Raw genomic sequence first — 12,710 nt, forward strand, 5'->3', positions numbered from 1 at the left:
AATTATGTATTTAAAAACTCTTCTAAAGAAACCGTTTTCTGTTCACCTGCCTCTAAATTTTTTAAAGTGACCGTACCATTTTTTATTTCTTCTTCACCTAAGAAAACAAGATTTTTAATTCCTTTCTTTTCGGCGTAGATAAATTGCTTATTGATTTTTGAGCTTTCAGGATAAAGCTCGGCAGAAATTCCTTTTTCTCGTAGTCGAACTATTAATTTTAAAGCTTCTATGGTTTCTTCACCGCCGAAGTTGGCAAATAAATATTCAACATTAGAAGCGGCATCTTCAGGAAAGAGATTTAATTCTTCCATGACGAGATAAATTCTGTCTAAACCAAAAGAAATTCCGATTCCCGGAATATTTTTTACTCCAAAAACTTCCGTAAGGTTATCATATCTTCCGCCGCCGCCGATAGAACCCATCTGCGCTTCATCTGCTTTTACCTCAAAAATGGCTCCGGTGTAATAATCTAAACCTCGTGCTAAAGTAATGTCAAACACTAGATTCTGAATATCAACTCCCAGATTGACGGATTGGGTTAAAACAAATTCCAATTCTTCTACACCTTTCAGACCGGTTTCATTCCCTGCAAATTTTTCTTTCAGCTGCAGAAGGTTTTCCAAAGCGTCATCTGACTGATTGAATAAAAAATCTAATTTACTGATTGATTCTTCTGAAATATTTTTATCCAACAGTTCCTTCACCACTCCATCTTTTCCTATTTTGTCTAATTTGTCCAAAGCAACGGTAAAATCGATCAGCTGATCGGTGATTCCCGCGTATTCTGCCAAACCGGAAAGTATTTTACGGTTATTCATATGAATCGTCACCGATAATTTGAGGTCAGCAAAAGATTTTAAATACAGCTGCACCAAATCTATCTCTTGCCAAAGGCTTTCACTTCCTACAACATCTGCATCACATTGGTAAAACTCTCTGAATCTTCCTTTTTGCGGTCGGTCTGCTCTCCAGACTGGCTGAATCTGATAGCGTTTGTACGGGAAAGTAAGCTTTCCGTGGTTCATGGCAACAAATCTTGCAAAAGGAACTGTAAGATCGTAACGAAGAGCCTTATCGGTAATATTTTCGGAGCTGAAAGGCTTATCTAAAGCTCTTTGAAAATCATTCTGCATCTGAGTTTTTTTCTCATCTTTGGCTTCATTGATGCTTGAATTTAAGATTTTAAAAATCAGGCGGTCTCCTTCTTCACCATACTTTCCGGTTAAAGTGGAAAGGTTTTCAAAACTTGGCGTTTCTAATGGCTGAAATCCGAATAATTCAAAATTCTTTTGTAATATATTGATGATGTATTTTCTTCTCGAAACTTCCAGTGAGGTAAAATCTCTGGTTCCTTTTGCTAAGCTTGGCTTCATTATGATAAATGATAATTGATGATTAATAAATGATCTCAGTGCAAAAATAAGGAATTGAAAAGACTTTTAAACCCATAAAAATGCCCGGGAAATTTTCCGGGCAATTTGGTTTCATCATTTGTGCTTTCTGAAAAATCAGATACTTTCTAAAATCTCTAAAATCTCTTCACCGTAATTTTCGATTTTATGTTTTCCAAAACCTTTGATGTCCAGCAATTCTTCCTTTCTGGCCGGTTTATATTTGGCAACGGAAGTCAGCTCTTTATTGGTGGCGATGAAATACGTCGGAAGATTTTGTTCTTTTGCTTTTTCAGAACGCCAGATTTTCAATGCATCGAGTATTTGAATTTCATCATTATTTAATGATTCGTCTTCAGCAGCATACTTAACTGTCTTGGAATCTTTCACCACTGTTTTAGAACTATTTGGCTGATGTTCTTCATAATAAAAAATAACAGACCAGAAACTTTCATCCTGAACAAATGCGGTTTCTGTTTTCAGAATATGATGCTGATCTAAAAATTCATCAATTATTTTCTGATCGTTTTGCAGGAATTCTTCTGCAATTCTCACTTTTAAAACTTTCATTTTCATCATTTGTGCTTTTAAAGTGTTGCCATTTATTTCCCTCCCAAAAGCAGGATCTCGTCTACTTTAATTTCGGTAATATATCTTTTGATCCCATCTTTATCATCATACGATCTGTAGGTAAGCTTACCTTCAATGGCAATTTCTTTCCCTTTCGGAACATATTTCTGGAAAATTTCCGCTGTTTTTCCGAAAGCAATGAGATTGTGCCATTGCGTTTCTTCTACCTTTTCCCCTTTTGCATTGGTGTAATGATCGCTTGTTGCCAATGATACGGATGCTTTTGCATTTCCGTTTTCAAAGGTGGTCATTTCTATTTCCTTTCCGGTGTGACCAATAAGTGTTACTTTGTTTCTTAGTGACATAACTTTTATTTTTTAAGATTAATATTTTAGATAAGAGACGCTCACTGTTTTCTCAAATCTCTGCTGCAAAGATTGTTAATTCTTATAACCGGAATCGGTAGAAAACTATTTAAATACATTTGTAGTCGTTTGCAAGCGAATATTTTTCATATATTTAGATTCAAAATAATCAGATCATTGTGAAGAAAACGATTAAAAGAACATTCAGAATATCAAAGTATGTAATTTATAAGGAAACGCTTATAGATTACAAAGAGCATTTCTGGAGTTTTATGGGCGCTTTTTTCGGAATCGGGATGATTGCTTTTATACAGTCGCATTATTTGCTGGAAGCTGAAAATGTTTTTCTGATCGGCTCATTCGGCGCGTCAAGTGTTTTGATTTACGGAGCCATTCAGAGTCCGCTTGCGCAACCGAGGAATTTAATCGGCGGACACGTGATTTCGGCATTGGTGGGAGTTACCATCTATAAAATAGTTCCTGATATTATCTGGCTTTCCGCACCTTTGGCAGTGGCTTTTTCGATAGTGCTTATGCAATACACCAAAACGCTGCATCCTCCAGGCGGAGCCACCGCGTTGATTGCGGTAAGCTCAACAGGGAAAATACCTGAACTTGGATACAGTTATGTACTTTCCCCCGTTTTATCCGGCTGTATTATTTTACTTTTAACGGCTTTGGTTTTTAATAATATGACCAAAAACAGAAGCTATCCTTCTCACAAAAGATGGAAAACACTACTGCGAAAAAAACATGAACATCAAATGAAAAATAAATTATGAACTGTCTCGAATGCGGCGATAAGATCATCGGAAGATCAGATAAAAAATTCTGTAACGATGCCTGCCGAAATGCCTACAACAATAAACAGAACAAAGATTCTAATAATCTCATGCGCAATATCAACAATAAGCTGCGCAAAAACTACCGAATCCTGAGCGAAATAAATGGAGATGGGAAAACGAAAACCGCAAAATCTAAACTTGATGGCTTAGGTTTTGATTTTAATTATTTTACTCATATTAAAGTTTATAAAAACGGTTCGGAATATAGATTTGTTTACGATCACGGCTATAAGCTTTTAGAGGAGGATTTTATTTTAATTGTTAAAAATTAATCCGGAATTATATACAACAGATTATGAAAGAAATCGTTCTCATTACCGGTGCAGGTGGCGCTGTCGCAAAAGAATTAGCAAAAAAGATCGAAAAAGAATATACAATACGGTTTCTGACCCGTAAAAAAAAGCATGAAAATGAATATGAATGGAATATAAAAGAAGGAACTATTGATGAAAATGCGTTTGAAAATGTAAGCCATATCATTCATTTAGCCGGTGCCAATATTTCTGAAAAAAGATGGACTGACGAAAGGAAGAAAGAACTGATCTCAAGCCGCGTAGATTCTGCAAAACTGATTTTAAATACCCTCAAAAAGAAAAACATTTGCCTGAAATCTTTTATTTCAGCTTCAGGAATTAATTTTTACGGGACCAAAACTTCAGAAAAGATTTTTAAGGAAGACGACAGTCCGGGAGATGACTTTCTAAGTGAAGTGGTTATTCTTTGGGAGAAATCTGCGGATGAGTTTAAAACTGAACATCTTGCGGAACGTGCCGTAAAGATCAGAACAGCGATCGTTTTGGCTGAAAAAGAAGGAGCATTACCTAAAATGGCAGCCCCCGTAAAAATGGGAATCGGATCACCAATCGGGAGCGGGAAACAATACATGCCCTGGATTCATATCCGCGATATTTGCTCTATCTATGAATTTGCTTTAAAAAATCATGAAATGGATGGTGCTTTTAATGCATCTTCACCACAGCATACTACGAATGAACATTTAACCAAATTAATGGCAGAAGTATTGAAAAAACCCTATTTCATGCCCAATGTTCCGGCGTTTGTGCTGAAAATGATTTTCGGAGAACTGGCCAATGCATTATTGGAAGGATCACGCGCTTCAGCAGAAAAAATTTTAAGTACAGGTTTCCAGTTTGAATTTCCGGATCTGAAAACCGCTTTGAAAGACTTACTCATGAAATAAATGAATCACAACCCAATGAAATCACCTTATATATTGCTTTTATGCATTTTATTTTCTGCAGGATTGAGTGCCCAGATTAAAGATAAACTGAGCATGAAAGATCAGCAGGCTATCGAACATTTCAAAAATTATAAAAAGAAAAATTATAAAAGATTTGATGGAAATATTGTCGCTACAGATACTGAAGTTCAGTTTATCAATAAAACTTTTTATTACGAAAAATCCGATGCCATAACCGAACTTATATTAAAGGAGGGATTGGTATTTCCTCAGCTTTTAACAGATTTTCAGATGCAGAAATTTATGGATGAAAGCACCGACAAAACCCAGAAAAGATTTCTAAAGCTTCAAAAAGATCCGCGTGCAGGCTTTGATGTGAATAATGTAAGTATTAAAGTTTCTGAGGTCAGTTTTTTGGGTTCGGACCCGAAAATAAAAAGATTTAAAATGATTTCAAAAGACCGCAGAATTTCTGCTTCACTCACCTATTTTATTGAGCTTACCAACAAGGAAGCTACTGAAAAAACGTCTGTGGAAAATTTTATTAAAAGTGCCAAACTTACACATATTTACCAGGCAGAAATCGATTAATTTATAATCAATCATTATTAATGAAAAATAATGACTATATTAAATTACTATTATAATTTTAAGATTGGAATAAATTAATAATGAATACGTTATGATTTTTTGATTTAATTGCCTAATTTTGCACCCCGAAATAAGGATTCATATATGAAAAGAATTGGAGAGCACAGAAAGCTTCTTGGAGTAGATAAAACAGTTACGTTACAGGAATTAAAAACGATTTACAGAAATACGATGAAAGATTCGCATCCTGATAAATTTGTAAATGATGAAGCAGGGAAACTTGAAGCGGAAGAAAAAAGCAAATCTGTAATTGAGGCGTATCACTTTTTAGTAAGTATAAATCCGGAGACACAGGAAAAATATAAAGAAGAATATACGGAAACGATTACAAAATCAAATATTCAGGATTTTTATCTTGAAAAAGCGGTATTGAAAGTGCAGCATTTAAACGGAAAAATGTATGAATATATCGGAGTTCCCCGAAATACGTATATCAAAATGGTGAATTCTGATTCGCCAAGCCGTTTTGCAAGAAGACATATCTATGGAAGTTTTATTTACAGAAAATCGGGTGAAGCGATGAAAGATTAATTCTCACCAGATAATAATTATAAAAGGCTTCTGAAATTTCAGAAGTTTTTTTTATTGCAATTATACTATGTTTTAAATAAAAAGCGCATCAGTAAATGATGCGCTTTAAGATTAATATTGGTAGTTATAATTTATGATTCCAAACCTAAGTTATCATCATTTTTTTTGTGGTATTCTTCAAATTCCTGAGGATACATTTTTTTCAGTCTTTCCTGCTCTTCAGCTTCATTTTCTGCATCATGCGCGTGTTTTAAGACAAATTTCCTTCTTCTGTTGATTTTACGTTTAGAAATAATGTAGAACATTACCGGAACAATAATCAAAGTAAGGAATGTTGCAAAGGACAGTCCGAAAATAATCGTCCAAGCCAATGGTCCCCAGAACATTACGTTGTCACCTCCTAAAGAAAAATGAGGATTCAGGGTCGTAAGGAAAGAAAATATATCGAAGTTTAAACCAATCGCTAACGGAATCAAACCTAAGATGGCTGTGGTTGCGGTCAATAATACCGGTCTCAAACGTTCTTTTCCGGATTCAATGATTACCTCTTTCACTTCTTCAAGTTCGAGGTCATCATGAGTTTCAACCCCTTTTTTATGTACCAGTTCATCGAGTTTGAGAACAAAGAAATCCATCAATACGATACCATTCTTCACTACAACCCCGGCTAATGATATGATTCCCATCATGGTCATCAGAATAACGAAATCCATTCCGAAAATCGACAATCCTAAGAATACTCCGGCAAAACTCAAGAAAATCGTAGTCATGATGATCAGCGTTTTGGAAAGCGAGTTGAACTGGAATACAATAATGGATGTTACCAAAGCCATTGCCAGGAACAATGCAAACAGAAGGAAATTCATATTTTTGCCTTGCTCTTCCTGCTCACCGCCAAAACTATAGGTGATTCCTTCCGGAGTCTTATAATTTTTCAGGGACGTTTGAATTTTCTGAACAATATCATTTGCATTATACCCTTTCAGTATATTTGAATATACCATGATGGTTCTTGTATTATCCTTTCTCTTGATTTTATTGAACGTATTTTCCTCTTTCATGGTTGAGAACGTAGACATCGGAACCAGGATTGGGCCGCTTTGCCCTTGCAGAGTGATCGGCTGATTAAACAGCAAACTTGTGTTTCTTCTCTGGTCCTGCTGTAATCTTACGGAGATATCGTAATCATCTTTAATATCTTTAAAGGTAGAAATATCCTGTCCGAATAACGCTCTACGAAGTGTAATTCCCGTGTAAGCCGTGGAAACTCCCATATTTCCTGCTGCTTCTCTGTCAATATCAATAATCAGCTCCGGGCTTTCTTTATTAATATCAGACTGCAGTTTTTCGATTCCCGAAATCCCCTGTTTGTTGATATAAGTGATCATATTATTCGCTTCTGTAAGCAATTGATCATAATCATCCCCTTTCAGCTCAATAGAAACAGGATAACCAACCGGCGGACCATTTGCATCCTTTTCTACTGTAAATGTAAATCCCGGAATGTTAGGAATGGCTTTTCTGACTTGCTCCATCACTTCACCGGTATCCACACCTTGACGTTTTGCAAATTCCACAAAAGTGATTGTAGTTTTTGATTTAAATGGCGTATCCGCTTCAGAACCGGCATCAACCTGCGGATTGATCGCTCCTTTTCCGACCTGGGTTACCATCGATTCTACCAGGAAGTTTTTCCCGGTTTTTTTGTCTTGGTATTGCTTTAAAGTATTTATAATTCTTGCTTCCACCTGTTTCGTAGCCGTATTTGTTTTGCCAATATCCGTTCCTTGAGGATATTCCATATATACGATCACCTGCTTAGGCGTATTTTCCGGGAAGAAAAGCACTTTTGAACGGCCAATTCCCATCATCACACCATACAGGAAGAATGAGAATATAAGAACTCCGATAACACCTAAGAACCAATATCTTGGTTTTTTACCCTGTAATAGATTTCTTAAGAATTTCTGATACCTTTTAGCGAGATTCGGGAAGAAAGTATACTGGAAATGTTCAATTCTGTCATGAAAGAACCCTTTGTACAGCCATATCGCAGCAATTGCCAATACAGAAAGTGTTACAATTGCCAGGAAGAATTCAATCCCTGTAATTAATCTTAGTGTTCCAAAAACTACAGCCAGAATGGCAAAGATCAGCGTGTATTTTTTCGCCTGTGAACCTGAAAGATTTTTATTATCTAATGTCATACCTCCCGCTGTCATGGAAGCATTAATAATCAATGCTACAAATAAGGAAGCTAATAATGTAACGGAAATCGTAATCGGAAAATATCTCATGAATTTACCCATAATTCCCGGCCACATCAACATCGGTAAGAAGGCACAGACTGTGGTCAAAGTAGACGTAATCACAGGAAAAGCAATCTCCCCGATCCCAAATTTTGAGGCTTCCCGTCGTTTGTAGCCTTTTTCCATGTTTGCATACACGTTATCTACAACCACAATACCGTCGTCTACGAGCATTCCCAGTCCCATTACCATCGCAAACAGCACCATGGTATTTAGCGTAACTCCAAAAGCATTTAATATTGCAAAGGCGATCAACATGGAAAGTGGAATAGCCGTGCCTACGAACAGTGCATTTTTAAGCCCCATTGAGAAACTTAGCACACACATTACCAGAAGAATACCGATCAAAATGTGGTTTGCCAATTCATTTACCTGATGCTCCACATCCGTAGACTGGTCAGAAGTTAAGGAGATATCAATATCTTTCGGAATATACGTTTCATGTGCTTTTTTAATTTTTTCCTTTGCCTGCTCGATGGCTGCAATCATGTTGGTTCCTGATCTTTTTTTAAGGTTGATCATGACTACATCTTCTCCGGATTCTCTTGCATAAGTGGTTTTTTCTTTTTCCTTGAATTCCACTTTTGCAATATCCATGATTTTTACACCCGGCTTTACAACGAAATTATTTACATCTGCAGGATCTGAAATCTGCCCTTTGATTCTTACATTTTCACGGTTTCCTTCGGTAATCAGATTTCCCCCGGAAATGGTAATGTTTTCATTTTTAATCGCACTGATCACCTGATCGAAGCTCACTCCTGCGGCATTCATTTTAAAGATGTCCAAAGCAACTTCCACCTCATTATCATCTACTCCCAAAACTGTTGCTTCCTTTACTTCAGGAATATCTTCAAGATCGTCTTTGATATCATCTGCATATTGTCTCAGCGTAAATTTTGGATAATTCCCTTTTAAATTTACATTTAAGATCGGCATTTCCTCAGAAATATTGAGATCAAAAACGCTGGGTTCCACTTTTGAGCCGGAGTCTACTGTAGGCCAGTCCTGATCTCCTTTTGCTTCATCTACTTTATCTTTAATTCTTTGCTTCGCTTCAGCTAAAGCCACAGACTCGTTAAATTCTACCGTAATCAGACAGTAATCCTGGAATGAGTTTGAAGTTACTTTATCGACTCCGGAAACGTTTTTAAATTTATCTTCAAGCTCTTTAGTGATGAGTTTTTCAACATCTTCTGCTGAGTTTCCCGGGTACACCGAAGAAATATATATCTTATTTTCTACCACTTCCGGAAAGCTTTCTCTTGGCATAGAAGTATAGGCAAAGATCCCGAGAATTACAATGATAAAAGTAAGTACATATACTGTGGTTCTATTGTCTACCGCCCAGCTAGAAAAGAAAGATTCTTTTTCGTGGTGCTTATTTTCGCCCATAATTGTTTATTTATATTAATGAGTTTATTTTAAGAAATTTTAATTTTCTGTCCTTCAGTAAGATTTTTAGAACCGTCCGTAATAACTGTATCTCCAGCTTTCAGACCTCTTGTAACTTCCACTGTATTTTCAGACTTTTCTCCGGTTTCCACATAAACTTTTTTGGCCACTGCATTTTCTCCTTTAATGTTTGTTGCGACAAAAACATAGCTTTTATGGGCAGCATCTTCATATATATATTGAGACGGAATCTGTAATGCAGAAGGATTTACATAATCCTGAATTTTTATCTGAGCTAATAAATTGGGTTTTATGTAGCCTCCTTCATTTGAAACAGGAATCTGGATAAGGAAAGTTCTCGTAGCCGGATCAATGTAGTTTCCAACCAATCTTATGGTTGATTTTACCGATTTATTAAGCGCCGGGAAATTGATTTCCACACCTGTACCTGGTTTTACTTTTGCCAAATACGTTTCAGGAACTTTGGCTTCCACACGCATTACGCCAAGGCTGATCAGCTTAACAATATCAGTTGCCGGTCCTGCGGAAACAGCTTGCCCGTTTTGGGTAATTACTTTATCGATTACCCCGCTGAACGGAGCAACAATAGTAGTTTTCACCAAATTTGCTCTTATCGCATCTGCGGCTTTTTGGGTAGCGGCAACCTGGCTTTGGGCAGCAGCGATTTGTTTCTGAGCAGATTCGTAATTGGTTTTTGCCTGAAGATACTGGAATTCTGAACCTATTTTTTGTTTCCAAAGGGCACTTTGCTTTTCAAAAGTGATTCTTGACAAATTAGCCTGAGATTTTACCTGCTGAAGCTGTGCATTGGAGGCAGAAACCTGAATCAAAGCCTGCTTGTGCTGATCATTAAGCCCTCCGTCTGCAATTCTGCCTATAACCTGGCCTTTGTTTACTCTTTGTCCTTCTTTTACATACAACGTTAGTGTACCGTTGAACTGGGACTGTACATTCACATCCTGATCTGTGGTGACACTTCCTTGTATTTCTACATTGTGTGCAAAAGAATTCAGCTGTAATTTTTGTACGGAAACGTATCCTACAGTTTCGCTTACTCCTAATGCCGTAAGGTTTTTATCAACCTCAGACATGATATTGTTCAGACTGTCCATTTTTGCTTTCTGGCGGTCTTTATATGCTTGCAGCCCTTTTACATCTTTGGTTTTAATAAGAGCTTCTAGAGTTTTATCTTGAGTAGCACCTTCTTTTTTGCAGGCTGCAAGGGTAAGTAGTAATGCTAGAGGAAGAAATATTTTTTTCATGTGGAATATTATTTTTATTTGAATGGTTTTAAAAGGTCAGAAATTAGAATGAAATTTCATTATCATTAGAGCTCTCCTTTTGATTTATCAAGCGCTACTTTGGTCTGAATTAAATTAATTGCAGATTCATAAAGCTGTGATTGAGAATTGTATAATTGAGATTCGCTGTTTTGCAGGTCAAAGCTGCTTCCCAAACCTTCCTTGAATTTTATCTGTTCTTTACGATAGATATTTGTAGACAGTTTTATGAGCTCCTGTGCGGTTTTATAACTTTCAAAAGCATTGTTGTACTCTACAGATCTTTCGTAATAATCTCTTTTAATGCTTCTTTCCGTATCTTCTTTATCCAGTTGGGCCTTTTGCACGTCTAGCTTGGCTTGCTGGGTTTGCCAATGTCTCTGCAAACCGCTGAAAATTGGAATATCCAACTGCAACCCTAAGATAGACGAATCAAACCATCTTGTTTTAGTGTCAAAAACATTAAACTGGTTACTTCCAGTATTAATACCATAATTTGCAACACCTGACAATGATGGTAATGATTTCGATTTCTGATATCTCAGCTGCAGTTCTGAAACCTTTAAGGCATTGTTTCTTAATCTGATATCAATATGATTGCTGAGATCTATATTTGCATTCTGATCGACCAAAACCTGATTCTTTTCAACCATTTCATCAATTGTTGTAGCAAGTTCGAGATTCTGGTCTAAAGGATAGCCCATTAGATATTTAAGGGTCATCAGAAGTTTCGTTCTTGTTCTAACCAGATTATCTCTGTTGGTTTGTAGATTTTTGTAACTGTATTCCAATTGCTCTACGTTCTGCTCTTCAGTCAATCCTACTCTATAGGTCTCTCTGGTGTCATTTAACGTTTTTTCAGCAACTTTTATGTTTTCTTCCAAGGTGTTAATGTTTTCATCTGTAACAATGACCGCTGCATAAGCCATCATAATCCCTTCTTTTACAGTTATTTCTGTTTTTTCTTTAGTTAAAGCTGCAGTTTCTTTGTATGCCTTTGCGGATTTTAAACCAACCAGATATGAACCATTAAAAAGAATTTGTGTCAATGTGACTCCCGCATTTGTATTGTGCTTTAGTCCTTGTGGAAATTCTTGGATGGTACCTGCAGGAACGCTTGGATTAAATACACTCGCGTCAATCAACATTACAGGTGTTTTAAGATAATAATTATATTTTGCTTGTCCGTCAATCTGAGGAAGCCCGATTCCAGTAGTTTCCTTCACTTTCTGAGATGCTATTTCCTGGTCTATTCTCGCCTTTTTTACATTGACGTTGTTAGCAACGGCATAGTCTAAAGTCTGCTCGACTGTAAAACTTTGCTGCGCCTGTAAAAACCCGGAAATCATAAATGCGGCAGCTATCCCAATTTTTAGCTTTTTTGCAGTTATACGTTTTCTATCCATAATTTGTTACTTCGTTTATTTTTTTAATAGTTGATTCTGATGTCTTATTCTTAAATAACGATTCAATTGAATAATTACTTTAACAAAACTTAATTATTTCTTAAAAAGCATATTTAGAATGATATCTTTTCTTTCTGAGATGATTACATCGAACTCTGCATCCGTAATCATGAGGTTTTCCAAAAACAGCGGACGTACCGCGCTCGGAAAAACAAGTAGCGATACCATATTCAGCACAAACTGAACGGGTGCCATCTTTTCAATATTCCCCTGCTGCATTTCTTTTTCAATATCCTCATACAGTTTTTTAAGATCTTCTTCTTCTACGTCTTTCTTATGACAGCTTCCTTTATTGATCTGAGAAACGATGTAGGTTTCAAGATAAGGGTACTGAAGGCTTGTCGATAAACTTCCTTCAATAAACTGAGATATTTTATCTTTAAACGGAAGATCTGAAGTCATGATAATTTCAGATTTTTCTTTTTCCACTCGGTGCGCTTCATCAAAAATAATCTGGATGAGATTATCTCTTGATCTAAAATAATAATTAATCAATGTTCTGTTAACTCCCGCTGCATCTGCAATTTCTTGTGTAGTAGCATCAAATTTTCCTTTTACAAAGAATAAATTTTTTGCCGTTTCTTTTATTAATTCCTGAGTCTGATCTTTCTTGGTTTGATTTGACATTTTTGTTAAACAAATTTGTGCAAATATATACGAATTGTGTGATTTGACAAAATTGTTA

The 12,710-nt window shown here is 36.3% G+C and carries 12 protein-coding genes; 5 read left to right on the plus strand and 7 right to left on the minus strand.

Annotated elements, in window-relative coordinates; all coding sequences use genetic code 11:
- Positions 1-2: 2 nt before the first annotated feature.
- The 3 genes from hisS to N0B16_RS05285 form a co-directional block, all read right to left on the minus strand.
- Positions 3-1,373, minus strand: a complete 1,371-nt coding sequence (gene hisS, locus N0B16_RS05275) for a histidine--tRNA ligase (RefSeq protein WP_262989683.1) — start codon at positions 1,371-1,373, stop codon at positions 3-5.
- Positions 1,374-1,508: 135 nt separating this feature from the next.
- Positions 1,509-1,961, minus strand: a complete 453-nt coding sequence (locus tag N0B16_RS05280) for an HRDC domain-containing protein (RefSeq protein ID WP_262989684.1) — start codon at positions 1,959-1,961, stop codon at positions 1,509-1,511.
- A 32-nt stretch (positions 1,962-1,993) separates the two neighbouring features.
- Complete coding sequence (locus N0B16_RS05285; RefSeq protein WP_262989685.1) at positions 1,994-2,326, minus strand: single-stranded DNA-binding protein; 333 nt, start codon at positions 2,324-2,326, stop codon at positions 1,994-1,996.
- Positions 2,327-2,505: 179 nt separating this feature from the next.
- Between N0B16_RS05285 and N0B16_RS05290 the strand changes: the two genes are divergently transcribed.
- The 5 genes from N0B16_RS05290 to N0B16_RS05310 all read left to right on the plus strand — a co-directional run bounded on the left by N0B16_RS05290 (position 2,506) and on the right by N0B16_RS05310 (position 5,554).
- A complete protein-coding gene (locus N0B16_RS05290; RefSeq protein WP_262989686.1) occupies positions 2,506-3,108 on the plus strand; it encodes an HPP family protein in 603 nt (200 codons plus the stop codon).
- Positions 3,105-3,443, plus strand: coding sequence for a hypothetical protein (locus tag N0B16_RS05295; protein WP_262989687.1), 339 nt, complete (start codon positions 3,105-3,107; stop codon positions 3,441-3,443). Before N0B16_RS05290 ends, N0B16_RS05295 begins: the two co-directional genes overlap by 4 nt.
- Positions 3,444-3,466: 23 nt before the next feature.
- Positions 3,467-4,372 carry a TIGR01777 family oxidoreductase gene (locus N0B16_RS05300; RefSeq protein WP_262989688.1) on the plus strand — a complete coding sequence of 302 codons (906 nt, stop codon included), beginning with the start codon at positions 3,467-3,469 and terminating at the stop codon, positions 4,370-4,372.
- Positions 4,373-4,387: 15 nt separating this feature from the next.
- Positions 4,388-4,963, plus strand: a complete 576-nt coding sequence (locus N0B16_RS05305) for a hypothetical protein (protein ID WP_262989689.1) — start codon at positions 4,388-4,390, stop codon at positions 4,961-4,963.
- A 144-nt stretch (positions 4,964-5,107) separates the two neighbouring features.
- Positions 5,108-5,554 carry a KTSC domain-containing protein gene (locus N0B16_RS05310; protein ID WP_262989690.1) on the plus strand — a complete coding sequence of 149 codons (447 nt, stop codon included), beginning with the start codon at positions 5,108-5,110 and terminating at the stop codon, positions 5,552-5,554.
- A gap of 131 nt (positions 5,555-5,685) precedes the next feature.
- On the opposite strand, the gene N0B16_RS05315 is transcribed toward N0B16_RS05310, so the two are convergent.
- The 4 genes from N0B16_RS05315 to N0B16_RS05330 all read right to left on the minus strand — a co-directional run bounded on the left by N0B16_RS05315 (position 5,686) and on the right by N0B16_RS05330 (position 12,652).
- Positions 5,686-9,258 carry an efflux RND transporter permease subunit gene (locus tag N0B16_RS05315; RefSeq protein WP_262989691.1) on the minus strand — a complete coding sequence of 1,191 codons (3,573 nt, stop codon included), beginning with the start codon at positions 9,256-9,258 and terminating at the stop codon, positions 5,686-5,688.
- 29 nt (positions 9,259-9,287) lie between these two features.
- Positions 9,288-10,541, minus strand: coding sequence for an efflux RND transporter periplasmic adaptor subunit (locus N0B16_RS05320; RefSeq protein ID WP_262989692.1), 1,254 nt, complete (start codon positions 10,539-10,541; stop codon positions 9,288-9,290).
- Positions 10,542-10,606: 65 nt separating this feature from the next.
- Entirely contained in the window at positions 10,607-11,965 is a 1,359-nt protein-coding gene (locus N0B16_RS05325) for a TolC family protein (protein WP_262989693.1), read from the minus strand.
- 93 nt (positions 11,966-12,058) lie between these two features.
- Positions 12,059-12,652 carry a TetR/AcrR family transcriptional regulator gene (locus N0B16_RS05330; RefSeq protein WP_262989694.1) on the minus strand — a complete coding sequence of 198 codons (594 nt, stop codon included), beginning with the start codon at positions 12,650-12,652 and terminating at the stop codon, positions 12,059-12,061.
- Positions 12,653-12,710 lie beyond the last annotated feature (58 nt).

Source organism: Chryseobacterium gilvum (genome assembly GCF_025628965.1).
GTDB lineage: Bacteria > Bacteroidota > Bacteroidia > Flavobacteriales > Weeksellaceae > Chryseobacterium > Chryseobacterium gilvum.

Excerpts from the sequence above, each read along its gene's own strand:
- hisS (WP_262989683.1), bottom strand. The coding sequence starts at position 1,373 with ATGAAGCCAAGCTTAGCAAAAGGAACCAGAGATTTTACCTCACTGGAA.
- N0B16_RS05280 (WP_262989684.1), bottom strand. The coding sequence starts at position 1,961 with ATGAAAGTTTTAAAAGTGAGAATTGCAGAAGAATTCCTGCAAAACGAT.
- N0B16_RS05285 (WP_262989685.1), bottom strand. The coding sequence starts at position 2,326 with ATGTCACTAAGAAACAAAGTAACACTTATTGGTCACACCGGAAAGGAA.
- N0B16_RS05295 (WP_262989687.1), top strand. The coding sequence starts at position 3,105 with ATGAACTGTCTCGAATGCGGCGATAAGATCATCGGAAGATCAGATAAA.
- N0B16_RS05300 (WP_262989688.1), top strand. The coding sequence starts at position 3,467 with ATGAAAGAAATCGTTCTCATTACCGGTGCAGGTGGCGCTGTCGCAAAA.
- N0B16_RS05305 (WP_262989689.1), top strand. The coding sequence starts at position 4,388 with ATGAAATCACCTTATATATTGCTTTTATGCATTTTATTTTCTGCAGGA.
- N0B16_RS05310 (WP_262989690.1), top strand. The coding sequence starts at position 5,108 with ATGAAAAGAATTGGAGAGCACAGAAAGCTTCTTGGAGTAGATAAAACA.
- N0B16_RS05315 (WP_262989691.1), bottom strand. The coding sequence starts at position 9,258 with ATGGGCGAAAATAAGCACCACGAAAAAGAATCTTTCTTTTCTAGCTGG.
- N0B16_RS05320 (WP_262989692.1), bottom strand. The coding sequence starts at position 10,541 with ATGAAAAAAATATTTCTTCCTCTAGCATTACTACTTACCCTTGCAGCC.
- N0B16_RS05325 (WP_262989693.1), bottom strand. The coding sequence starts at position 11,965 with ATGGATAGAAAACGTATAACTGCAAAAAAGCTAAAAATTGGGATAGCT.
- N0B16_RS05330 (WP_262989694.1), bottom strand. The coding sequence starts at position 12,652 with ATGTCAAATCAAACCAAGAAAGATCAGACTCAGGAATTAATAAAAGAA.